General features: G+C 64.5%; 21 protein-coding genes. 12 read left to right on the top strand and 9 right to left on the bottom strand.

The genetic code is table 11. From position 1 onward, the window contains the following. From AB843_RS23515 to AB843_RS23505, 3 genes are all read left to right on the top strand, one after another. The gene (locus AB843_RS23515; RefSeq protein ID WP_082143986.1) at positions 1 to 525 is read left to right on the top strand and encodes a TRAP transporter small permease; all 525 of its coding nucleotides are present in this window, start codon (positions 1 to 3) and stop codon (positions 523 to 525) included. A 72-nt stretch (positions 526 to 597) separates the two neighbouring features. After that, on the top strand, positions 598 to 1920 hold the full coding sequence (locus AB843_RS23510) for a TRAP transporter large permease (protein WP_048649353.1): 1323 nt from the start codon (positions 598 to 600) through the stop codon (positions 1918 to 1920). An 88-nt stretch (positions 1921 to 2008) separates the two neighbouring features. Next, complete coding sequence (locus AB843_RS23505) at positions 2009 to 2779, top strand: IclR family transcriptional regulator (protein WP_048649352.1); 771 nt, start codon at positions 2009 to 2011, stop codon at positions 2777 to 2779. A gap of 9 nt (positions 2780 to 2788) precedes the next feature. Here AB843_RS23505 and AB843_RS23500 read toward each other — a convergent pair whose 3' ends face one another. Genes AB843_RS23500 through AB843_RS23475 form a run of 6 tightly spaced genes read right to left on the bottom strand, consistent with a single transcriptional unit; the run spans position 2789 to position 8990 of the window. Further along, positions 2789 to 4387 (bottom strand): GMC family oxidoreductase, encoded by a 1599-nt coding sequence (locus AB843_RS23500; RefSeq protein ID WP_048649351.1) that lies wholly within the window; start codon positions 4385 to 4387, stop codon positions 2789 to 2791. A 5-nt stretch (positions 4388 to 4392) separates the two neighbouring features. Further along, positions 4393 to 5370, bottom strand: a complete 978-nt coding sequence (locus tag AB843_RS23495) for a branched-chain amino acid ABC transporter permease (RefSeq protein WP_048649350.1) — start codon at positions 5368 to 5370, stop codon at positions 4393 to 4395. A 1-nt stretch (position 5371) separates the two neighbouring features. Further along, positions 5372 to 6259, bottom strand: coding sequence for a branched-chain amino acid ABC transporter permease (locus tag AB843_RS23490; protein WP_048649349.1), 888 nt, complete (start codon positions 6257 to 6259; stop codon positions 5372 to 5374). A gap of 4 nt (positions 6260 to 6263) precedes the next feature. Next, the gene (locus tag AB843_RS23485) at positions 6264 to 6983 is read right to left on the bottom strand and encodes an ABC transporter ATP-binding protein (RefSeq protein WP_048649348.1); all 720 of its coding nucleotides are present in this window, start codon (positions 6981 to 6983) and stop codon (positions 6264 to 6266) included. Further along, the gene (locus AB843_RS23480; RefSeq protein ID WP_048649347.1) at positions 6973 to 7773 is read right to left on the bottom strand and encodes an ABC transporter ATP-binding protein; all 801 of its coding nucleotides are present in this window, start codon (positions 7771 to 7773) and stop codon (positions 6973 to 6975) included. The genes AB843_RS23485 and AB843_RS23480 overlap by 11 nt, the downstream gene beginning before the upstream one ends. 11 nt (positions 7774 to 7784) lie before the next feature. Beyond that, on the bottom strand, positions 7785 to 8990 hold the full coding sequence (locus tag AB843_RS23475) for an ABC transporter substrate-binding protein (RefSeq protein WP_048649346.1): 1206 nt from the start codon (positions 8988 to 8990) through the stop codon (positions 7785 to 7787). A gap of 254 nt (positions 8991 to 9244) precedes the next feature. Between AB843_RS23475 and AB843_RS23470 the strand changes: the two genes are divergently transcribed. Beyond that, positions 9245 to 10156: a LysR family transcriptional regulator gene (locus tag AB843_RS23470; RefSeq protein ID WP_048649345.1), complete on the top strand. Its 912-nt coding sequence runs from the start codon at positions 9245 to 9247 to the stop codon at positions 10154 to 10156. 28 nt (positions 10157 to 10184) lie between these two features. On the opposite strand, the gene AB843_RS23465 is transcribed toward AB843_RS23470, so the two are convergent. Next, a complete protein-coding gene (locus tag AB843_RS23465; RefSeq protein WP_244468072.1) occupies positions 10185 to 11240 on the bottom strand; it encodes a LacI family DNA-binding transcriptional regulator in 1056 nt (351 codons plus the stop codon). Positions 11241 to 11580: 340 nt separating this feature from the next. Here AB843_RS23465 and bglB point away from each other — a divergent pair, with 340 nt between their 5' ends. From bglB to kduD, 8 genes are all read left to right on the top strand, one after another. After that, positions 11581 to 12681 carry a beta-galactosidase BglB gene (gene bglB / locus AB843_RS23460; protein WP_048649344.1) on the top strand — a complete coding sequence of 367 codons (1101 nt, stop codon included), beginning with the start codon at positions 11581 to 11583 and terminating at the stop codon, positions 12679 to 12681. 30 nt (positions 12682 to 12711) lie between these two features. After that, positions 12712 to 13548: a 5-dehydro-4-deoxy-D-glucuronate isomerase gene (kduI, locus tag AB843_RS23455; RefSeq protein WP_082143985.1), complete on the top strand. Its 837-nt coding sequence runs from the start codon at positions 12712 to 12714 to the stop codon at positions 13546 to 13548. Next, a complete protein-coding gene (locus AB843_RS23450) occupies positions 13548 to 16085 on the top strand; it encodes a hypothetical protein (protein WP_048649343.1) in 2538 nt (845 codons plus the stop codon). The genes kduI and AB843_RS23450 overlap by 1 nt, the downstream gene beginning before the upstream one ends. Positions 16086 to 16141: 56 nt before the next feature. Beyond that, positions 16142 to 17410 (top strand): ABC transporter substrate-binding protein, encoded by a 1269-nt coding sequence (locus AB843_RS23445; protein WP_048649363.1) that lies wholly within the window; start codon positions 16142 to 16144, stop codon positions 17408 to 17410. A 15-nt stretch (positions 17411 to 17425) separates the two neighbouring features. Further along, a complete protein-coding gene (locus AB843_RS23440; protein WP_048649342.1) occupies positions 17426 to 18445 on the top strand; it encodes a carbohydrate ABC transporter permease in 1020 nt (339 codons plus the stop codon). Continuing rightward, positions 18442 to 19494, top strand: a complete 1053-nt coding sequence (locus tag AB843_RS23435) for a carbohydrate ABC transporter permease (RefSeq protein WP_048649341.1) — start codon at positions 18442 to 18444, stop codon at positions 19492 to 19494. Before AB843_RS23440 ends, AB843_RS23435 begins: the two co-directional genes overlap by 4 nt. Positions 19495 to 19504: 10 nt before the next feature. After that, entirely contained in the window at positions 19505 to 20593 is a 1089-nt protein-coding gene (locus tag AB843_RS23430; protein WP_048649340.1) for an ABC transporter ATP-binding protein, read from the top strand. A gap of 212 nt (positions 20594 to 20805) precedes the next feature. Continuing rightward, positions 20806 to 21585, top strand: a complete 780-nt coding sequence (kduD, locus tag AB843_RS23425; protein WP_048649339.1) for a 2-dehydro-3-deoxy-D-gluconate 5-dehydrogenase KduD — start codon at positions 20806 to 20808, stop codon at positions 21583 to 21585. Between the two features lie 30 nt (positions 21586 to 21615). Here kduD and AB843_RS23420 read toward each other — a convergent pair whose 3' ends face one another. Both AB843_RS23420 and AB843_RS23415 read right to left on the bottom strand, forming a co-directional pair. Further along, positions 21616 to 22872 (bottom strand): D-amino acid dehydrogenase, encoded by a 1257-nt coding sequence (locus tag AB843_RS23420; RefSeq protein ID WP_048649362.1) that lies wholly within the window; start codon positions 22870 to 22872, stop codon positions 21616 to 21618. A 351-nt stretch (positions 22873 to 23223) separates the two neighbouring features. After that, positions 23224 to 23967 carry a sulfite exporter TauE/SafE family protein gene (locus AB843_RS23415; RefSeq protein ID WP_048649338.1) on the bottom strand — a complete coding sequence of 248 codons (744 nt, stop codon included), beginning with the start codon at positions 23965 to 23967 and terminating at the stop codon, positions 23224 to 23226. Positions 23968 to 24006: the final 39 nt, after the last annotated feature.

The raw sequence follows: 24006 nt of genomic DNA, 5'->3' as shown, positions 1-24006 counted from the left end.
ATGCGCGATCGGGCAGGTGCGATGGCGCGCATCGGCGGGTTTGCCCGCCGCGCCATCGAGGCCTGGGCGCTGGCCGGCGGAGCGGTGCTGATCGGCGTCGTGCTGATCAACGCCTTCAGCCTGACAAGCCTGATCCTGGTGGCCAAACCCTTCCCCGGCGATTTCGAGATCGTCGAGGTCGGGGTGGCGGTCGCCATCTTCTCATTCCTGCCCTATTGCCAGCTCACGGGCGCCAATGTGACGGCGGACATCTTCACCGCCGGGGCGGGGCCAAAACTCCTCTCAGCCCTGTCCGCCATCGCCTCGCTGATCGCCGCCGGTTTCGCCGCATTCCTGCTCTGGCGCATGTATGCGGGTTTCCTCGATTTCCGCCTGTATGAGGAAACGACGGCGATCTACCAGTTTCCCATCTGGATGGCCTATGTGCCGATCCTCGTCTCGCTCGCACTCCTGCTCGCCGCGGCGATCATCACGCTGATGGAAGCGCTCACCGGCCGGGTTACAGACGGCGGCGCTGAACTGTGATGGCGCCCGCACAACCGGCACACACCCTGAAACTGCCCATGAAATTACCCGTCGGCGAAAGGTCCTGAACCCGTGCAGAGCGAACTTTTCCTCGGCCTGATCGGACTGTTCGTCCTCGTCGCGCTGATCATCCTGCGCATGCCGATTGCCTATGCGATGGTCCTCGTCGGCGCCGGTGGCGTGATGGCGCTGTCGGGCCCGGCGATCCTGGTGTCGCAGATGAAGACGCTGGCCTATGGCGTGTTCTCGAATTACGACCTCTCGGTCGTTCCGCTGTTCGTCCTGATGGGGCACCTGGCAACCCATGCGGGCCTGTCGCAAAGCCTGTTTCGCGCCGCCAACGCATGGCTCGGCCGCTTCAAGGGCGGGGTCGCCATGTCGGCGGTGGCCGCCTGCGCCGGCTTCGGCGCCGTCTGCGGTTCATCGCTCGCCACAGCCTCGACCATGGGGCATGTCGCCCTGCCGGAGCTCGAGCGCTACCGCTATTCGCCGGCACTGGCCACCGGCACGCTGGCCGCCGGCGGCGTGCTCGGCATCCTCATCCCGCCCTCGGTGGTGCTGGTCGTCTATTCGGTCATCGTCGAGGCCAACATCGTGCAGATGTTCGCCGCCGCCTTCATTCCAGGCCTGATGGCCGTCCTGTTCTTCATCCTGACCATCGCCATCTATGTCCGCGTCTTTCCGAATTCAGGGCCGCCGGCCGACCCGGTGACACGGCCGGAATTCATTGCCGCCACCATCAGCGTCCTGCCTGTGGCGATCATCTTCGGCCTGGTCATCGGCGGCATCTATCTGGGGTTCTTCAACCCGACGCCGGCCGCCGCCATCGGCGTCTTCCTTGTGCTGGCCTATGGTCTGGCCATGCGCCTGATCGGCTTTGCGGCGATCCGCGCGGCACTGCTTGCCACGGCCAAGACCTCCGGCATGATCTATCTGATCCTGCTCGGAGCCAAGCTTCTGGAAATCTTCATGTCGCGCGGCGGGGTGCCCCAGGCAGCGGCCGAAATGATGGCCACCAGCGGTCTCTCGGCCTATACGATCCTGATCCTGCTGCTCGTCGCGCTGATCCTGCTCGGCTGCCTGATGGACAGCCTGTCGATGATCCTGCTGGCCATTCCATTCTTCTGGCCGGTCATTTCCGGTCTCGATTTCGGCATGACCGGCGAAGAGACGAAAATCTGGTTCGGCATCCTGGCGCTGGTCGTGGTCGAACTCGGCCTGATCACCCCACCGGTCGGCATGAACGTCTTCGTCATCAACGCCATCGCCCGCGGCGTGCCGATGAGCGAGACCTTCAAGGGCGCCATGCCGTTCTTCTGCATCGAACTGGTGCGCGTGGCGCTGCTGATCGCTTTCCCCTGGCTCGTGCTTGTGTTGCCGGCGATTGTGAAGTAGCGCCAATGCTCCAACTTCTTGTTTTGCCGCATTTATGCGGACGTCATGTGATTCCACCTGACTGCAAAATGCTCCAACGGACAAAATCGTGGCCCCACAAATCAACGGATCAGTCGTCAAGGCGTTTGCCATCCTGAAGCTGTTTTCCGAGCAGCGACCCGAGCTGACGGCAGCGCAGGTGGTGCGCGAGACCGGGTTGAACGGCATCACGGCGCATCGGTTCCTGCGCACGCTGGAGCATGTGGGCGCGGTGGTCGCCGTCTCGAAAGGCGTCTACCGGCTCGGCTATGTCTTTGCCGACCTGGGTGACCGCGTGCTGCAGAACGACGCGCTCGCCCGGCTTCTGCAGCCGCATCTGAACGCCATCAGCGAAGAGCTGCACGAGGCCACCATGGCGACCGTGTTCCGCTCGGACATGGTCTATTGCATCGCGCGAGCCACATCCATGCGCTCCCTGTCGGTCGATATCCGGGTCGGCAGCCAGCTCGACGGCTATTGCACGGCGCATGGCAAGACCTGGCTCGCCTTCATGCCCGAACATGAACGGGAGCGCTATCTGCAGACCGTCAAGCGCGTGCGCTTCACCGACAACACGATCATCGATCGCGATGCGCTGGACGCCGAAATCGAACAGGTGCGCAAACAGGGCTACGCGATCAACAATTCCGAGCGCGAGGACGGCATCCGCGCCATCGCCATTCCCGTGCGCACCCGTACAGGGCGGATGATCGCCGGCCTTTCAGCCTTTGGTCCCTCGACCCGCTTCACCGAGGAAACGATGGAAAAGGCGCTGATCGCGCTGCGTGCAGCCGCCACCCAGGCGGAAAACAGCCTCTACGGAGATGAGGGCGCGGCGTAGACTTAAGTTTCAGCGGGCGTCCGAAAGGATCATCTGGGCCGCCTTCTCGGCGATCATCAGCGTCGGTGAATTGGTGTTGCCCGAGACGATGGTCGGCATGACCGAGGCGTCGGCGATGCGCAGCCCGCCGACGCCGCGCAGCCGTAAACGCGGATCGACGACGGCCTGCGGATCGGTCCCCATGCGACAGGTACCGACCGGATGGAAGATGGTCGTGCCGATGCGGCCCGCCGCCTCGATCAGTTCCTCCTCGCTCTGGAACGTCTCGCCGGGTTTGAACTCTTCCGGCTTGTAGCGCTGCAAGGCAGGCTGGGCGACGATGCGCCGCGTCAGCCGGATCGCTTCGGCAGCGACCTGACGGTCGCTCTCAGTCGACAGATAGTTCGGCCTGATCGCCGGCTGGCGGCGAAAATCGCCGGACACGGCATGCACCGAGCCGCGGCTGTCGGGCCTGAGATTGCAGACGCTGGCGGTGAAGGCCGGAAAAGGATGGACCGGGTCGCCGAACTTGTCGAGCGACAGGGGCTGCACGTGATACTGCAAATTCGCCGTCTCGCGCGACGGGTCGGAGCGGGTGAACAGGCCAAGCTGGCTCGGCGCCATCGACATGGGGCCGGAACGGCTGACGAGATATTCCAGCGCGATCGCCGCCTTGCCGGTGAGGCGGCTGGCCTGCTCGTTCAAGGTGCGGATGCCCGACACCTTGTAGGCGCAGCGCAATTGCAGATGATCCTGGAGGTTTTCGCCGACCGAGGGGTGCTCCAGCACCATGTCGATGCCGGCGTCCTGCAATGACGCGCCACGGCCGATCCCGGACAGTTCGAGGAGATGTGGCGAGCCTATGGCGCCGGCGGCCAGGATTATCTCGCCGCGGCAAAGCGCTTCCTGCGTTGTTCCATTCCGGTCGTAGGAAACGCCGCCGGCGCGGCCCTCCTCGACGATCAGCCTGCGCACCTGCGCGCCGGTCTCGATGCGCAGATTGCGGCGGTGCCGGACGGGCTTCAAAAACGCCTTCGATGCATTCCAGCGCACGCCGCCGCGCTGGTTGACCTTGAAATAGGACGAGCCTTCATTGTCGCCGCGGTTGAAATCGTCGACGCGCGGAATGCCGATCGCCGCGGCCGCTTCCTGGAAGGCGTCGAGGATGTCCCAGCGCACGCGGGCCTCCTCGACCCGCCATTCGCCGCCGGCGCCGTGCATCGCGTCGGCGCCGCGATAATAATCCTCAGACTTGCGGAAAATAGGCAGGACATCGTCCCAGCCCCAGCCGGCGCAACCCATCTGCCGCCATTGATCGTAATCGCGCGCCTGGCCGCGCATATAGATCATGCCGTTGATGGACGAGCAGCCGCCGAGCACCTTGCCGCGCGGATAGGCCAGCGCCCGCCCGCCGAGCCTCTCTTCCGCCTCGGTGGTGAAACACCAATCGGTGCGCGGGTTGGAGATGCAATAGAGATAGCCGACCGGAATGTGGATCCAGGGATAATTGTCCCTGCCGCCCGCTTCGAGCAGCAGGACAGTCACCTTCGGGTCGGCGGAAAGACGATTGGCGAGGAGGCAACCCGCCGTTCCAGCGCCGACGACGATGTAATCGTAAGTCTCCGGCATGGCGGTCAGCGGGCGTCGCTGGAATCGGTGCGCCCCAGGCGCGCATAGACCTCACCGACGATGCCGCGCCGGAAGAGCAGGACGCAGATCATGAAGATCGCCCCGGTGATGACCGTTACCGGGAATTCCGACGTGGCGAGATAATTCTGCAGCGCCACCACCAGGCCCGCCCCGACGATGGGCCCAAGCATGGTGCCGATGCCGCCGAGCAGGGTCATCAGGATCACCTCGCCCGACATCTGCCAGGTCACGTCGGTCAGCGTGGCGAACTGGAAGACCAGCGTCTTCATCGCGCCGGCCAGGCCGGCCAGCGCTGCCGACATGACGAAGGCGGCAAGCTTGTAGCGCGCCACACTGTAGCCGAGCGAGGTGGCCCGGCTCTCGTTCTCGCGGATCGATTTGAGGATCATGCCGAAGGGTGAGTTGACGATGCGCCAGATGGCGAAGACGCCGATCAGAAATCCGCCGAGGACGAAATAATACATGTTGAGCGGCATGCTGAGGTCGATGAAGCCGAACAAATGGCCGCGCGGCACGCCCTGGATGCCGTCCTCGCCCTTGGTGAACGGGGCCTGCAGGCAGAAAAAGAAGAACATCTGCGACAGCGCCAGCGTGATCATGGCGAAGTAGATGCCCTGACGGCGAATGGCGAAGAAACCCATCACCAGCCCGAGCAGCGCCGCACCGGCCACGCCAAGCAGCACGCCCGCCTCCGGCGTCCAGCCCCATTCCTTGACCGCATGCGCGGTGAAATAGGCCGCCCCGCCGAAAAAGGCTGCGTGACCGAAAGACAGGAGCCCGGTGAAGCCGAGCAACAGGTTGAAGGCGCAGGCAAACAGCGCAAAGCACAGCATCTTCATCAGGAAGATCGGATAGAAGAAGAACGGCGCCGCCAGAAGCGCGGCAAGCGCCACGCCGACCAGGAGCCATTCGGTGCGTGCCCGTGCCTGGCCCTGGATTTCGCTCGTCGTCAGATCGGCCATGTTACGCATCCCTTCCGAACAATCCGGCCGGCCGGACGAGCAGCACGATCGCCATGATGACGAAGATGACGATGTTCGACGCTTCCGGGTAAAACACCTTGGTCAGCCCCTCGGCCAGCCCAAGCATGTAACCGGTGACGATGGCGCCCAGGATGGACCCCATGCCGCCGACCACGACGACCGCGAAGACGACGATGATCAGGTTCGAGCCCATCAGCGGGCTGACCTGATAGACGGGAGCCGCCATGATGCCGGCGAGCCCCGCCAACGCCGAGCCGATGCCATAGGTCAGTGTCAGAAGCAGCGGCACGTTGACGCCGAATGCCTGCACCAGAATAGGGTTCTCCGTCGCCGCACGCAGATAGGCGCCGAGCCTGGTCTTCTCGATCAAAAGCCAGGTGCCGAGGCAGACGATGAGCGAGGCGACCACCACCCAGCCGCGATAATTGGGCAGGAACATGAAGCCCAGATTGGTGCCGCCGGAAAGCTGCGAAGGCGGGGTGTAGACCTGTCCGGAAACGCCATAGAAATAGCGGAACGCTCCTTCGATGACGAGAGCCAGGCCGAAGGTGAACAACAGGCCGTAGAGCGGGTCGACATCGTACAGCCGCGACAACGCCAGGCGCTCGACGATCATGCTGGCGAGGCCGACGATCAGAGGCACGAGGATGAGCGCCGGCCAATAGCCGATGCCGAAATGCGCCAGCAGAAGATAGCCGACGAAAGCGCCCAGCATGTATTGCGCGCCGTGCGCGAAGTTGATGACGCGCAGCAGGCCGAAAATGATGGCGAGCCCGAGGCTCAGCATGGCGTAGAAGGATCCGTTGATCAGGCCGACCAGCAACTGGCCGAGCAACGCCTGGATCGGGATGCCGAAAATCATCGTCATGGCGTCAAACTCCAATCACGTCGTGCAACGCAGCCATGCGGTCTTCCAGCTCCGCTGCCGGGAAATCGACCGTGATCCGGCCGTGCTCCATCAGGTAGAAGCGGTCGGCGATGCGGCTGGCAAAACGGAAGTTCTGCTCGACCAGAAGGATCGTCATGCCACGCGCCTTGAGCGTCGCCAGCACCTCGCCGATGCGTTCGACGATGACCGGGGCGAGCCCCTCGGTCGGCTCGTCGAGCAAGAGCAGCTTCACCCCGGTGCGCAGCATGCGGGCAATGGCCAGCATCTGCTGCTCGCCGCCGGAAAGCTTGGTGCCTGAACTGTTGCGCCGCTCCTTCAAATTGGGGAACAGCTCGAAAATCTCGGCAACGCTCATCCCTCCCGGCGCGACGACCGGCGGCAGGATCAGGTTCTCGTCGACGGTCAGCGTGGCGAAGATGCCGCGCTCCTCGGGCACAAAGCCGATGCCGGCATGCGCCGTGCGGTGCAGCGGCGTCTGCATCAGATCGCGGCCGTCGAACTCGATGAACCCCTTGCGCTTGCGGATGATGCCCATGATGGCGCGCAAGGTGGTCGTCTTGCCGACGCCGTTGCGGCCAAGCAGCGTGACCGTCTGGCCCTGGGCGACATCCAGGCTGACACCGTGCAGCGCGTGGCTCTCGCCATACCAGGCATGCAAGTCGCGGACCGAAAGGAAAGGCGTGGGCGCGCGCTCAGTCGTCATAAGCCGTCCCCATATAGGCAATCTTCACCTGCTCATCGCTGCTGACCGTGGCGTAGTCGCCGGCGGCGATGATCTCGCCGCGCTGCAGAACAGTGATCCAGTCGCACAGATCGGCGACCACTTTCAGATTGTGCTCGACCATCAGCACGGCGCGATCCCTGGCGACGCCGCGGATGATCTCGGCGACGATGCCGACATCCTCATGGCCCATGCCGGCCATCGGCTCGTCGAGCAGGAGCACTTTCGGGTCGAGCGCCAGCGTGGTGGCGATCTCCAGAACCCGCTTGCGGCCGTAGGAAAGATCGGCGGCGAGCTTGTGCCGCTCATCGTGCAGGCCGACCGTCTCGAGAAGCTGCTCGGCGCGCGGCGTCAGAAGATCGAGCGTGCTGAGCGAACGCCAGAACTGATAGCCGAGCCCGCCCGGCCGCTGCAGGGCGACCCGCACATTGTCGAGCACGCTCAGATGCGGAAAGGTCGCCGATATCTGGAACGAGCGCACCAGGCCCAGCCGCGCAACTTTAGCCGGCGCAGCATTTGTGATGTCACGGCCCATGAATTCGATCCTGCCAGCGCTCGGCGCGAGGAATTTCGTCAGCAGATTGAAGACCGTTGTTTTGCCGGCTCCATTTGGGCCGATCAGGGCATGGATTCTGGCATGTCGAACGTCGAGATCGACATTCTTGACGGCGACAAATCCGGCGAAATCGCGCCGCAGGCCACGGGCGGACAAGACCACCCGCGGCTCTGCATCCAGCGCTGCGCCACCGGAACCGGCATGCGCATCAAGCATTGGGCTCACCGTCACTGCGTAACCAGAGGACAGCCGCTTTCGGAAGGCTTGATGTAGGCTTCGTCGCCCGGGATCGTCGCCAGGACATCGTAATAATCCCAGGGCTCCTTGCTTTCATCGGGCGTCTTCACCTGCATCAGGTACATGTCATGGATCATGCGGCCGTTCTGGCCGACCTTGCCGTTCGCGGCGAACAGGTCGTTGACCGGCATTTCATGCAGTTCCTTGGCGACCGCCTCGGTCTCGTCGGTGCCCGCCTTGTCGATCGCCTTCAGGTACTGCGTCACTGCCGAGTAGGTACCTGCGTGCACCATGTTGGGCATGCGATTGGTGCGCTCGAAATAACGGCGTGCGAACGCACGGGACTGGTCGTCACGGTCCCAATAGAAGCCTTCCGTCAGCGTCAGGCCCTGTGCCGCGTCGAGGCCCAGGCCATGCACTTCGGCGAGCGTGAACAGGAGCGCCGCCAGGCGCTGCCCGCCGGCGACGATGCCGAATTCAGCCGCCTGCTTGATCGCATTGGCCGTATCGAGGCCGGCGTTGGCAAGGCCTATCACCTTGGCGCCGGATGCCTGCGCCTGCAGCAGGAAGGACGAGAAGTCGGGGGTGGCCAGCGGATGGCGGACCGCGCCGACCACGGTACCACCCTTCGATTTTGCGAAGTTGCCGGTCTGCTCTTCGAGCGAATAGCCGAAGGCATAGTCGGCGGTCAGGAAGAACCAAGTGTCACCGCCTTGCTCCACCAACGCACCGCCTGTGCCGACGGCCAGCGCATGCGTGTCGTAGGCCCAATGGAAACCGTAGGGCGAGCATTGGGCGCCGGTCAGTTCGGTCGTCGCCGCGCCGGTGACGATATTGATCTTCTTCTTTTCCGTGGAAATGCCCTGAACGGCGAGCGCCACCGAGGAGGTGGTCAATTCCATGATCGCATCGACCTCTTCGGTATCGTACCACTGGCGAGCGATGTTGGACGCGATGTCGGGCTTGTTCTGGTGGTCGGCGGTAATCACCTCGATCGGCTTGTCGAGCACCTTGCCGCCATAATCCTCGACAGCCATCTTAGCCGCCTCATAGGACCATTTGCCGCCGAAATCGGCGTAGACTCCGGACTGGTCGTTGAGAATGCCGATCTTGACCTTCTCATCGGAAACCTGGGCCATGGCCGGCAGCGCCGTGGCCGCCATCAGTGCCATCGATGCAAGCGAAAGTAATTTCATCGTCTGTTCTCCTCCCGTTTGGTGAGCCGCATGTGGCGCGAAGGCGCGAGCGGTCGGCGTTCCCAACCTGCAGGATGAGCGAACGTCCTCCGCGCTCCCCTGCAGGGCAAATCGGCGCATCACCAGGACACGGCGAGACCGGCGCGAACCGGGTCTCCCTTCCCAAGCGCGATCATGCAGGGAGTCATAGCATTGACCTTTCCGCACACAACCACCTATTTTCGCACAAACTCCGTGCAAAAACGTACAGGCAAATGCGACCATTCTCGTGGGACGATCTACAGTTTTTTCTCGCCGTGGCGCGCACCGGGCAGCTTTCGGCCGCCGCGCGCAAGCTCAGGACCAACCACGCCACGGTATCGCGGCGCATCGACCGGCTGGAACTGGCGCTGGCCGCCAAGCTTTTCGAGCGCAACCCGCGCGGCTATTTGCTGACGACCGCCGGCGAAAAGCTGGTCGAGCGGGCCGAAGCCATCGAGCGCGAAGCGACCAATGTGGAGAGCGAGGTGGCGGGCGGCGCGACATCGGTGAGCGGTGTCGCCCGCATCAGCACGCTCGAGGGGTTCGGCAACTATTTTCTCGCCGACCGGCTGCCGGAACTCGCCCAGTCATTGCCCGGCCTGTCTATCGAACTGTTGATCATCCAGCAGATCGTTTCGCTCTCGCGGCGCGAAGCGGACATGTCCGTCACCTTGTCGACGACAAAGACCGGCGGGCTTCATCAGGAGAAGATCACCCTTTACCGATTGTTCCTCTACGGCACCCGGGAGTATCTCGACCGGCATCCGCCCGTGCGGCGCAAGGCCGACCTCGCCCGGCACCGCATCATCGGCTACATCGAGGACATGATCTTCACGCCGGGGCTCGACTATCACCGCGAGTTGCTGCCCGGCGCCCGCGCCTTCTACCAGAGTTCCAGCATCCACGCGCAGCTTGCGGCAACGCGCAAGGGGCTGGGGCTTTGCGTCATGCCACATTTCATGGCGCGGAATTATCCCGACCTGGTGCCGGTGATCCCGCGGGAAATCCATCTCGAGCGATACTATTGGTGCATCTGCCACCAGGACCTGGCGACCACGCCGCGCATTCGCATGCTGACGGATTTCATCATGACGGAAGCGATCAAGGCCAAGGCGGACTTTCACGGCCAGGCTTTGCTTGGTTGAAGCTGATACGCGCCTCAGGCCGGACCTTTCAGATCGATGAGGCCGGCCCGGTCGAGGCGCGCTCGACCATCTTGCAGGCCAGTTCGACACGTCTGGCGGGCATCTCGAAGCCGGTCACCGTTTCGCGCAGGAGGTCGAGCGCCGCCGCCCCCAGCTCGCGCATGGGGATGTGGACCGAGGTCAGGGGCGGGTTGTGGAAAGCCCCCTGCGGCAGGCCGTCCATCCCCATCACCGACACGTCGCCCGGCACCTGGATGCCGCGCTCGGCGAGCGCCATCATGGCGCCGACCGCCAGCACATCTCCGGCGGCCAGGACCGCAGTGAAATCGCATCCCTTCTCATCGAGCCGCTTCAGGATCGCCGCCCTGGCGAGTTCCGGCAGCCAATCGTCGACCATCACCACCAGGCCGGGGTCGACGGCGCCGCCGAGCCGCATGCGGTCGTGCCACCCTTCATAGCGCCGCTCGATGGTGCGGCGACCGGGCCGCATCAGAAACAGGATGCGCTCGTGGCCAAGCTGGCGCAAATGGTCGGTGGCGAGCGCCGCGGCGCTGCGGTTGCACGGGGTCACGCTCGACAGGCGCATGAACGGGTCATCGCCATTGACCAGCACGATCGGCTTCATGAAATCGCGCGTCGGCGCCAGCATGTCCTCATCGTCGAGAGTGAGAAACAACAGCCCGGCAATCGTCTCGTCGTTCATCGCTTCGTCAAGCAATTGCCGCTCCTCGGCGGGATTGGCGATGGAGCGGGTGAGAATTTCCATGCGCAGCGTGGTGGCGCGCTCCTGCAATCCCTCGAGCACATGCAGGGTAAACTGGTTGCGGCCATAGTCGATCATCGCCGCGCTGCTTGCGACGATCATCGCCTTCTTGCCGGCAACCGATGACGGCATGGCATAATTGTAGGTGCGGGCGGCCTCGATGATCTCGGCGCGGATTTCCGGCCGCACGCCCTGGCCGGTCGACAGCGCGCGCGAGACGGTGCTGACGGAGACGCCGCAGCGCTCGGCCAAATCCTCGAGCCGCACCCTTCGGCTGATCTTGCCTCGCTTGCCGGTCACATCCATTTCATCATCCCTCATTCCGCCTCGCCTCAGGCGGTATGAAAAAAATTTTCAAATTGTGCAAATGATTTTCTTTAGGCACAGTTTCCGCATCGAACCAGTGCAACGCTTCAATTGACATGAAAGCTTTGCATTCATGTCAATTGAAGCAAAGTTGCCCTGGATTCAGTCATTTGGTGGCCTGCTTTTCCCAGCCAACCTACCGGTTTGGCTGGGGCAGGACACTAGTGGTACGATCCTGACAGATGATATCCATCTGTCAGGATCGTACCACCAGATCAATAGGTTGTGGGCTGACTTGTCGAAACGGATGGGGACCATCCGTTTCGGTCAGACCACTAGGCTTTGGGAGGAGCGGATGGCCGTCAGCAGCGCCGTGCTGCGCGACCGATTGGACCTGCTGGTCAACGGCATGACCAGCCTGCGCCATGACGGCCGCTTCCACGAACCCAATCTGGACGGCACGGCGGGCGATTACATCAGCTTCGAGGCCTGGGAATGGCCGCAAGGGGTCGGCCTTTACGGGCTGGTGCAATTGTGGCGGCAAACCCGCGACAATCGCCTGCGCGCGCTGATCGAGGGCTGGTATGCGAAGCAATTGGCCGAGGGCTTGCCGACGCTCAACATCAACACCACCGCGCCGATGCTGGCACTGTCGCTCCTGTGGGCCGACACACGCGACGAGCGCTGGCGCGAAGCGCTCGACCGCTGGGCGGACCGACTGATGGCCGAGGGGCCGCGCACGCCTGAGGGCGGCCTGCAGCACGACGTCTCGGACAAGGTCAACGACAATGAACTGTGGGACGACACGCTGTTCATGGCGGGTCTGTTCATGGCGAGCTACGGACAGGCGTCCGGCCGCCGCGAACTGGTCGACGAAGCCGCACTTCAGTTTCTCGTCCACGCCCGCTATCTCTCCGACACGCAGACCGGCTTGTGGTTTCACGGCTGGACCTTCGACGGGCGGCACAATTTCGCCAGGGCCCGCTGGGCGCGCGGCAATGCGTGGATCACGGCCGGCATTCTCGACCTGTTCGAACTCGCCGATATCGGCGCTCCGGTGAAAACCTTCCTGAGCGGGGTTCTGCGATCGCAGGTCTCGGCACTCCTGTCCCTGCAGGCGCCATCGGGCGCCTGGCGCACGCTTCTCGACGATCCGCAATCCTATGAGGAAATCTCCGCCACCGCCGGCTTCGGCTATGCGTTGCTGAAGGGAGCGCGGCTCGGCTTCGGCGACGAGACATGGCGCCGGGCGGGACAGGCGGCGCTTGCCGCCGTCATCGCCAATATCGATGCGGACGGCACGGTGCAGAACGTCTCCTACGGCACGCGCATGGGACACGACCTGCAATTCTACCGTGACATTCCCCTGCAACCGACCGGCTATGGCCAGGCGCTGGCCATTCTCTGCCTGGTCGAGGGGCTTCACGCATTCGACGCACAGGAACAGGCCGCATGACAATGGGTACAAGATGACTTGGGGTGCAAGATGACGATGAATGTGAGATACGGCGCTTCCCCGAACGACGTCTCGGCGATGGATACGACGCGGCTGCGCGCCGAATTCCTGATCCCGTCGCTGTTCGTTCCCGGCCGCATCGCCTTCACCTACACGCATGTCGACCGCATGATCGTCGGCGGCGCCTGTCCGACGGACAAGGCGCTTGAATTCGGCGATGGCAGGGACGTCGGCACGGAAACCTTCTTCACGGCGCGCGAAATGGGCATCGCCAATCTCGGCGGCGCCGGCGCCATCACCGTGGACGGGGTCACCCATCATTTGGACAACCGCGATATCCTCTATGTGGGGCGCGGGGCGAAAAGCGTTGCAATGGCAAGCGTGGAGGCAACGAAGCCGGCGCGTTTCTACATGAACTCGGTGCCGGCCGGCGCCGACCATCCACACCGGCTGATCAAGCGCGCCGAGGCGAAAGCGGTTGAAATGGGTGAGGAGCGCCGCGCCAACCAGCGCCGGCTCGCCATGTACATTCATCCGGAGGTCGCCCCCTCCTGCCTGCTCCTGATGGGCATCACCGATCTTGCCCCCGGCAGCATCTGGAACACCATGCCGCCGCATCTGCACGAGCGGCGCATGGAGGCCTATTGCTATTTCGACATGGCCGCCGAGGACCGGGTGTTTCATTTCATGGGCCGGCCCGACAACACAAGGCACCTGACGGTCGCCGATGGCGACGCGGTGCTGTCGCCCGCCTGGTCGATCCATATGGGCGCCGGCACCGGTCCCTATGCCTTCGTCTGGGGCATGACCGGCGAAAACCAGGCCTATACGGACGTCGATCCGGTGGCGATCGCGGACATACTGTGATGAGCGAAGCGGCACGTTCCTCCTCGAAACATCATCTGTGCCGCCGGCTCACGACCGGCGCATCCGTCACCTATTGGCAGGTGGGGGAAACGACCGAACGCCGCTATGACCTCCCCGACCAGACGATGGTGGGCGCCATGGATCCCTTCTTCTTCCTGACCAGGGAGAAGAACTTCATTCCGCACGAATATCCGTGCCGGACGCAATTCGCCGCCGAGCATCGCGGCAAGCGCCCTTCTGTGGAAGGCAGCTTTATGGCCAAGTGCAACTGGCTGCCCTTCGGCTCGCCGAGGCTCGACCTGTCGGGCTTCTGGTTCCGGCCGACCCGGCTGGCCACCTGGGCGCGGACGGTCATCATCGCGCAACAGGCAGGGGCGTGCCGGTTGAAGCTTGCGACCTGTGGTGGGGCGGTTCTGTACGTCAATGGCCGCGAGGTGGGCTATCTCGCCCCGTATTCGCGCAATCTCGAACAAGATGCAGTGTTCGAAACTGCCCTCGAAGCGGGCGAAAACGAGGTTCTCGTCTATTTCGACGATCTGGCCGAACGTGACGCGCGCTATTATATCCAGCTCGATTATCTCGACGGCCCGTCCGCCGAGATGGCCTTGCCGGTCGCTGGTGACGCGAAGGCTGCCGCGTCCATCGAGGCTGCGCTGTCGGGGATGCATTTCGAGGCCGTCGCCTATACGGGTGGTGAGGTGGCATTGCGTCTGCCGGACCCGTTGCCCTTTACCGTCGAGACGTTGACCAGCGTCGAGGGCGATTTCATGTCGCGCGAGGAACTGGCCCTGACGTCGACATTGACGGCCGGAGCGGACCGGCTGGTCATCGCCAGAGCGCAAGACCTGCCGGGCGATTTTCGCCATTTCACCGTGACGCTCGCCGCGAATGGCTTTGCCGCCTCGCGCACGTTCGGCGTCGAAATCTGTCACGCGGAGCGGCAGGGCTCGCCGCCCGCGGCGGCCGGCGCGCGCATCGGCGAGGCGCTCCGCGAAGTCGCCGATTTCGCCGAGCCCGACGCGGTGCGCGCGCTGGCCAGGCTGGCACTCGGCGATGGCGGCGACGAAACGCAGGCGATGCTGGAAAAATCCCTGCCGGCGATCGAGGATTGCCACGATTGTGCCGATTTCCACCTGGTGCCGATGATCTGGTGCCGGGCGCGCTACGCGGACCTCCTGCCGGCAGCACTCATTGCCCGCATCGACGATGCGATGGCCACTTATCGCTATTGGTTCGATGAACCGGGCAATGACGTGCAGTGGTATTTTTCCGAGAACCACGCGCTGCTGTTCCACACCGCCGCCTATCTCGCCGGCCATCTGCTGCCCGAAACCCGTTTCCGCCGCTCGGGCCGGCTGGGCCGCGCGCAATCGGCGATCGGCGCCGAACGCGTGCGCGCCTGGCTCGACCACTTCGAACAATGGGAGATGGCGGAGTTCAATTCGGCTCCCTATTTTCCCATCGATTTCAAAGGATTGACCACGCTCTACGCGCTGGCGCCGGATGCCGGCATTTCCGCCCGCGCCGGGCGCGCCATCACGCGGCTGATGGAGGTGATCGCCAATTCGGCGCATCGCGGCGTGGTGACCGCCGCGCAGGGCCGCAGCTACGAGCACACGCTGCGCGCCAGCCGCTCGCTGGAACTGTCGGCCATCGCCCGGCTCCTGTGGGGCCGGGGCCACTACGGCGCACGGTTCCATGCCTTGCCGCAACTGGCCCTGTGCCTGCGCGACCATGGCCTGGTGCCGCCGACGCTCGCGGAGCGCGCCACCCTGACCGGCGACAGCGCCCAGGAATGGACCTTCGCGCAGGGCGAAAACCGCTTTGCGCGCCTCTATCACTACAAGACCGCCGACCACGCCATGGGGACGGCGGCTGCCTATCGCTGGAACGAATGGGGCTATCAGGAGACGCTGCTGCATGCGCGCATCGGCGGCGATCCCGACGCGCAGCTGTGGATCAACCAGCCGGGAGAGGTCATCCATTCGGGCTTTGGCCGCCCCTCCTACTGGGGTGGCAGCGCCACCATTCCGCGTGTGCAGCAATATCGCGACCTGGCCGTTCTCGTCTTCGAGGGCAAGGAGGAGCAGCCTGACTTCTCGCATGCCTGGCTGCCGCTCGCCGTGTTCGATGCGGCGCATGTCTCGTCCCATATGGCGACGGCCGCCTGCGATGGCGGGCGCGTCCTGGTCAAGGCCAGCGCGCCGCTCGAACGCGTCGCAAGCGGGCCGACCGCCGGCAGCGAATTGCGCCTCAACGCCCGCTCCGGCCACTGGATCGTCCGCCTCGGCGATGGGCGCCAGCATGGCGACCTCGATGCCTTTGAGCGGCGTTTCGCCGATCTGGCATTGCATGTGGCGGACGACGAAACGCTTGTCATCGACGACCCGGACTATGGCACCGTGCGCTTCATGGCCTCGGGCCATGTGGCCGCGGAGGGGCGCCTGCTCAAGCCGGAGGATTGGACAGTTTTGGGAAATCGCACGGAAATGGCCATCGGGCCATTGCAGGAGGCCGTGCGGATCAAGGCCGGCTAGTGGAATGAATTCCACCAGAAACCGGCGCGTTTGCAACGATTGTGGAGGAGAAGGCAATGAAGACCATGCAATCCGCGGTTCTGGCCCTGACGGTCGGATTGACCGCCACGGCACAGGCTTTCGCCGGCGATGTCCGCGTCATGTGGTATTCGGACGGCGTCGAGGGCGAGGTGATCCAGGACCTCCTGAATCGCTTCATGAAGGACAATCCAGGCATCAACGTCATCCTGGACAATGTCGCCTACAGCGTGATCCAGGAGCAGCTTCCCATCCAGCTCGAGGCCGGCCAGGGACCGGACATCGCCCGCGTGACGAACATCAAGGCGCTGGCCGATCACTGGCTCGACCTGACGCCGCATATCGCCGATCCCGACTATTGGCGCACGAGTTTCGGCCCGCAGGCCGACTGGATGCGGCCGGACGGTTCCGATGCCATCACCGGCTTCATGACGCAGTTGACGCTCACCGGCGGCTTCGCCAACAAGACGCTGTTCGAGCAGGCAGGCGTGGAAATCCCCGGTGAGAAAGCCACCTGGGACGATTGGGCCGCGGCTTCCGCCAAGGTGGCGGCAAGCCAGCAGCTTCCGATGGCCTTCGCCATCGACCGCTCGGGCCACCGCATCTCCGGCCCGGCGATTTCATACGGCGCCAATTTCATCGCCGCGGACGGCATGCCGGCCAAGCTCGATGACGGCGCCAAGGCGTTCATCGAGCGCTTCGTCCAATGGAATGCCGATGACAGCCATTCGAAGGAAGTGTGGGTGAGCGCCGCCGGCTCCACCTATCGCGCAGCGGCCGACGATTTCATCAATGCGCAGATGCCGTTCTACTATTCGGGAAGCTGGCAGGTGGCCAATCTGTCGACCAAGATCGGCGACGCCTTCGACTGGGTGGCGACCGGAAGCCCCTGCGGCCCTGATGCGTGCACCGGACTACCCGGCGGCGCGGCGCTGGTCGGCATCAAATACACCAAGAATGCCGAAGATGTCGGCAAGGTGATGGACTTCCTGGCGCAGGAAGACATCGTCAAGGAATTCTCCGAACGCACGCTGTTCCTGCCGGCGCACAAGGGCGTCGTGGAGAAGGGCCTCGATTTCCAGAGCGATGACCCGAACGTCAAGGCGGCGCTGAACGTGTTCGTCAAGGCAAGTTCGGCCGTCGCGCCAAACGCCGCCGCCCTGCCCGCCTGGAAATGGGCCTCGGCCTATTACAACGCGCTGGTCACGCGTGTCAGTCAGGTGATCGCCGGCGAGATGACGCTGGAGGAAGCCTATACCAGCATCGACAGCGACATCGCCGACGCGGTGGCCGAAGCCTCGCGCTGAGGCCAGCCCGTCGCCATGGCCGCATCGACCATCATGAAGAAGACCGGCGCCGCGCTCGTCGCGCCGGTCGGCTGGCTCGCCGCCCTGATCGACCCGCCGCTGCGCGCCTTGCAGAAAGCGACGGGCCTGAACGGCATGGCGGCCTTCTTCCTGGCGCCGAACATGGCGATCTTCGGCATTTTCGTCCTGTTCCCGCTGGTCATCAACTTCGCCTACTCGATGACCGGCGGCAGCGCGCTGTTCCTCAGCGGACGCACCTATGTGGGCGCCGAGCAATATGAGCGCTTGCTGACCTGCGAAAACTATCTCGACAAGCGAAGCTGCGTCGAGGATCTGTTCTGGAACGCCGCCGGCAACACGGCGCTTTTCGTCCTGTTCCAGGTGGCGCTGATGACCGTCGTCGCGATGATCACGGCGCTGATCCTGAACCGCGAATTGCGCGCGCGCGGCTTCTGGCGCGCCGTGTTCTTCTTTCCCGTGCTCCTGTCGCCCGTCGTGGTCGGCCTGATCTGGCGCTGGATCCTGCAACGGCAGGGCCTGCTCAACTATCTTCTGCACCAGTTCGGCATCGACCAGGTGCTGTGGCTGACCGACCGGTTCTGGGCCTTCGCCGCCGCCATCATGGTGTCCGTCTGGGCGCATATGGGGTTTTACGCGCTGATCCTGCTGGCCGGCCTGCAGGCGATCCCGAAAGACCTGTACGAGGCCGCCGAGATGGACGGCACGCGCCCGGCGCGCGTCTTCTGGCGCATCACGCTGCCGCTTCTGATGCCCAATCTGATCGTCGTGATCGTCCTGGCGTTGATCCGCGCCGTGCAGATTTTCGACGAAGTCTATGTCCTGACGGGCGGCGGGCCGGGCACCAGCACCATGTTCCTCACCCAGTATATCTACGAGATCGGTTTCGCCCAGCTCATCCGCAATCCGGGGCTTGCAGCCGCCGCCTCGATCCTGATGGGCGCTGTGCTCGTCGTGCTGACCCTGCTGCAGCTTGCCGCCAGCCGGCGCAATCAGAATGCCGGAGCCGCGAAATGAGCCGGGTCGCCGAATTCCTTCTGCGCCGACGCGGCGGCGCGTCCTGGCACTGGACCGACATCTTCACCTGGGCCTGGCTGATCGGCGGCGTCATCATGATGTTCGGCCCGGCCATCTGGCTCGTCGGTTCGTCCTTCAAATCGCCGGCAGCACTCGCCGAATTCCCGCCGACCATCCTGCCCTATGTGACGGCGGAAGCGATGGTGGAGGGGCACGACAAACCGCTGCCGCTCTATCGTGTGACCGGCGAGGACGGCGAGACACGTGTCCTGGCACAGCTGCGCCGCGTCGGCATCGTCGCCCAGATGATCGACCCGCAGGCGCCGGGCGAGATCGTCAAGGTCAACATCGCCGAGCGCACGCCGGTGCGCGAAATCAGCTTTGCGACCGAGAACTACACCGAGCCTTTCCTGCATTTCGACTTCCTGCTGTATCTGCGCAACTCGGTCTTCGTCACGCTGATGGCGACGCTGATCACGCTGGTGACCAATTCCATGGCGGCTTTCGCCCTGTCGAAATACCAGTTTCGCGGGCGCTCCTTCGTTATGCTTTTGATCCTTGCAACGCTGATGGTGCCGCTGTCGGTGATCCTGGTGCCGCTTTATTCGATCATCAGCGCCATGGGGCTGTTCAACTCGTTGTGGGGCGTGATCCTGCCGACGGTCGCCACCCCCACGGGCGTGTTCCTGCTCAGGCAATACATGCTGACCATCCCGGATGAGCTGATCGACGCGGCACGCATGGACCGGGCCTCGGAATGGCAGATCTACTGGCGCATCGTCCTGCCGCTGACGGCGCCGGCGCTGGCCGTGCTTGCCATCTTCTCCGTGGTCTGGCGCTGGAACGATTTCCTCTGGCCGCTGATCGTCCTGTCGCGCAAGGAGCTCTACACGCTGCAGGTCGGCCTCAACACCTATGCCGGCGAGCTGAACGTGCAATGGCACTACATCCTGGCGATGACGGTGGTGACCATGCTGCCGGTGGTCCTGGTGTTCGTCTTCCTGCAGCGCTTTATCACCACCGGCATCGCCGGCACCGGACTGAAATAGGAGGACGCCCGTGGGCCGCATCACGCTCGACCATATCGCCAAGGCCTATGGCTCCGTCGAGGTTCTCAACGACATCAACCTGAAGATCGACGATGGCGAGCTGGTGGTGTTCGTCGGCCCGTCGGGCTGCGGGAAGTCGACCCTGCTGCGGCTGATCGCCGGGCTCGACCAGCCGACGGCCGGCGACATCCGCATCGATGGGGCAATCGTCAACCGGGTGCCAGCGGCCGACCGGGGCCTGGCCATGGTGTTCCAGTCCTATGCGCTCTATCCGCACATGACGGTGCGGCGCAACATGGCCTTCGGGCTGGAAAATTCGCACATGCCGCGCAAGGAGATCGAGGCGCGCATCACCGAGGCGGCGCGCATGCTGGAGATCGAAGCCTATCTCGACCGGCGGCCGGGCCAGCTTTCCGGCGGCCAGCGCCAGCGCGTCGCCATCGGCCGCGCCATCGTCCGCAACCCGACCGCCTTCCTGCTCGACGAGCCTCTGTCCAATCTCGACGCCGAGCTGCGCGTGACGATGCGCGCCGAGCTTGCCAGCCTGCACGCGCGGCTGAAGACGACGATGATCTACGTCACCCACGACCAGGTGGAGGCGATGACCCTGGCCGATCGCATCGTCGTGCTACGCGGCGGCCGCATAGAGCAGGTGGACACGCCGCTCAACCTGTTCAACAAGCCGGAAAATCTGTTTGTCGCCGGCTTCATCGGTGCGCCGAACATGAACTTCTTTCCAGGCCAGGTGGAGGAAACACTGCCGGACGGGCTGTCCGTTTCCTTCCTCGACGGACAGAAGACACCGGTGAAGGCGGCAACGAACAGCGGCGCGGCAATGGGCGCGGTAACGCTTGGCGTGCGTCCGCAGCATCTGCATCTGGCGCAGGACGGCGAACCGCAAATTCCCGTCCAGGTGAGGCTGGTCGAAGCGCTCGGCGCGGAAACGGTGGTGCATGCAACGGCCAGCGGCGGCGAGCGCGTGCTTGCCGTCCTGCCCGGTCAGCCGGCCATCGCAAAGGGCGACCGGATCGCCCTCTCCTACAGGCGCGACCTGCTGCATGCCTTCGACGGCGACGGCATGCGGCTGGCGGGAAACTAGGGCGTTTTTCGTGAGTACAAGTTCACTCAAGACACCCTATCTGTTTGTTTTCACAGCATTTATGCGACGCCAAGTGAACCCGCTTGGCTGCAAAATGCTAGCCGGCGGAGGCGTCTTGCAGCAAATGTCGCGCAAAGAACGCCAGCTCGAAAGCCCCGACGAGCCGCGCCCTCGGTTCCATCGCATCCATTCCAGCATCCCGGAGAACCCTCATGGCCGAAGAAACTAACGGAGTTGCCATTTCGCTAAAAGGCCGACGCGCGCTCGTGACGGGCGGGGCGGCCGGTATCGGCCAGGCGATCGCGATCGCGCTGGCTGCGGCAGGAGCCGATGTCGCCATCACCACCCACGCGCGGCCGGGCGACGAGACGCTTTCGGCGGTCCGCCGCGCCGGCCGGCAGGGCCATGCGGTCGCCGCCGACCTTGGCGCGATGCGGATCGCCGATGCCGAAGCTCTGGTCGCCGATGTCGAGGATGCGCTCGGGCCGCTCGACATCCTGGTCAACAATGCCGGCATCATCCGCCGCGCCGACGCGGTCGACCATCCGTCCGAGGACTGGCGGGCGGTGATGGCGACCAATCTCGACGCCCTGTGGTTCCTCAGCCAGGCGGCGGGACGCGGTATGTGCCGGCGCGGCCATGGGCGCATCGTCAACATCGCCTCGCTGTTGAGCTTCCAGGGCGGCATCCGCGTGCCCGGATACGCCGCCGCCAAGCATGGCGTTGCCGGGCTGACCAAGGCGCTGGCCAACGAATGGGCGCCGCTCGGCGTCAATGTCAACGCCATCGCGCCCGGTTACATCGCCACGGAAAACACGCGCGCCCTGCGCCAGGACCCGGAGCGCTCGCGGCAAATCCTCGAGCGCATCCCGGCAGGCCGCTGGGGCGAGCCCGGCGACATCGCCGGCGTGGCCGTGTTTCTCGCCTCACCCGCCGCCGCCTACATTCACGGCGCGATCCTGCCGGTCGACGGCGGCTGGATGGGCAGGTAGCAGGCCGGTCCGGCTTGTCACGCGCGCAGGCTATCCGGCGTAACGCGCGAGCCCCAGCGCGGCGGCATCGATCTCCGGCTCGCGCCCGTCGATGATGTCCGCCAGCAGCCGCGCCGAGCCGCAGGCCATGGTCCAGCCCAGCGTGCCGTGCCCGGTGTTGAGATAGAGCCCTTCGAGCGGCGCGGAACCGACCAGCGGCGGCCCATCGGGCGTCATCGGCCGCAGCCCGCACCAGAACGACGCCTGAGCGACGTCGCCACCGCGCGGGAACAAATCGGTGAAGGATTGCTCGAGCGCCCGCTGGCGGGCCGGACGCAGGGTCAGGTCGTAGCCGGCCAGTTCCGCCGTGCCGCCGACGCGGATTCGGCCGCCCAGCCGGGTGATCGCCGTCTTGTAGGTCTCGTCCATGATGGTCGAGACGGGCGCGGCGTCCACGTCCGTCAAGGGCAGCGTGATCGAATAGCCTTTCACCGGATAGACCGGGATGGCGATGCCGAGGCTGCGCAGGAGAAGCGGCGAATGGCTGCCCAGCGCGACGATCACGGCATCGGCCGTGCGCGCTCCGTCGGAGGTGAGGACCGCCCCGACGCGACGTCCGTCGCCAACGATCCCGTGGATTTCCGTTCCGAAGGTGAAACGCACCCCCATATCCGCCGCGATTTTTGCCAGTTCTTCGGTGAACAGCCGGCAATCACCGGTCTCGTCGCCCGGGAGACGCAAGCCGCCGGTGAAATCAGCCCGGGCGGAGGCAAGCCCCGGCTCGCGGGCGATGCAGCCGGCCCGGTCGAGCACCTCATGGGCTACACCGAACGCGCGCAGCACCTCGACATCCTTGCCGATGCCGTCGAGTTGCTCCTGGGTGCGGAACAATTGCAGCGTTCCCTGGCTCCGCTCGTCATAGACCAACCCTTCCGCAGCGCGCAGAGCCTGCAGGCAATCGCGGCTGTACTCGGCGATCGGCACCATGCGCGCCTTGTTGCGCGCATAGCGGGCGGAGGTGCAGTTGCGCAGCATCTGCAGCATCCACATCCACATGGCCGGGTCCAGCCGCGGGCGGACCACCAGCGGCCCGTGTCGCATGGTCAGCCATTTGAGCGCCTTCACCGGGATGCCGGGGCCGGCCCAGGGCGAGGAATAGCCGGGCGACACCTGGCCGGCATTGGCAAAGCTGGTTTCCAGAGCGGGACCGGGCTGACGGTCGATCACCTCGACCTCATGTCCTGCCTTCGCCAGATAGTAGGCGGTCGTCACTCCAATGACGCCGCCGCCGAGAATGAGCGTTTTCAACGCGATGGTCCTTGTGATCATGCGCCGTCCGGCGCCGCGCCAATCAAGCAGCGGCGCAAGGACGGCGTTTCTGAAACATCAGATACGGTGGTCTTCCGGCGATCGCGCCCTGTTCAGGCGGATGCCGGCTACGGATCGGAGTGATGCCCCCTGGTGGCGAAGCCGTGCGGCTTCACGCCAGGGGCCGTAGGGATGCGATGAGGCCACCCGCATGATTGAGAAAGCGGCGGCGACGGGCATCGGGCGCAAAGAATTTTGGCATATCGATAGTCACGCGCATGATCTGGACCAACGCCCTGATACAGCAAGTGCCGCGCCGTGACCAGAGCCGGTCTCGAGGCGGCCCTGAAGTCAGAAGAGGCGGGCGAAGAAGATGATGCTCATCACCACGCCGACCAGGATGACGACGGCACGAACCACGCGCGGCGGAAGCGCACGGGCCAATGGCGCACCGGCATAGCCCCCAGCGGTGGCGGCGACCATCATCACCAGGGCTTGCGGCCAGGCGACCAATCCGGCGAGCGCGAAGGTGGCCACCGAGATGGCCGACAGGATGAAGGAAAGTCCGTTCTTCAGGCCATTCATCGTGTTGAGGTCGCGCATCCCCCACCAGGAGAACAGAGCGAGCAGGACAATGCCGAGGCCGCCGTTGAAATACCCACCATAGACCGACACCAGAAGGGTGCCGAACCATCCTTCCCGTCCCTCGACCTGTTGACGGCGCGCCCATGCCTGGATCTTTCCACCGAAGGCGAAAATCAGGGTCGCCGCGGCCAGCAGGAACGGAATCACCAGCGAGAACGCTTCATTCGAGGAGACAAGCAGCAGCAACGAGCCGACCAGGCCGCCCGCGGCGGTCAGGATGCCGATCCGCAGGAGCCTTGCACGGTCGAACGCGGCAATTTCCTCGCGAAAGCCCGCGGCACCGCCGAGATAGCCGGGAAACACCGCCACGGCGCTCGTGGCGTTGGCCGCCACGACCGGCACGCCGGTATAAACCAGCGCCGGGAAGGTCAGAAACGTCCCGCCGCCGGCAACCGTGTTCAATGTTCCCGCGCAAAATGCGGCAACGGCAAGGATCAGATAATCTGCCATGTCGAATTGATTCCGGAAGGTTGAAGGAAGCGATCGCAG

The organism is Nitratireductor soli (genome assembly GCF_001050155.1).
Lineage (GTDB): Bacteria > Pseudomonadota > Alphaproteobacteria > Rhizobiales > Rhizobiaceae > Nitratireductor > Nitratireductor soli.
Note: the sequence above shows the minus strand (reverse complement) of the source record. Positions and strands in the feature narration are given on the sequence as shown.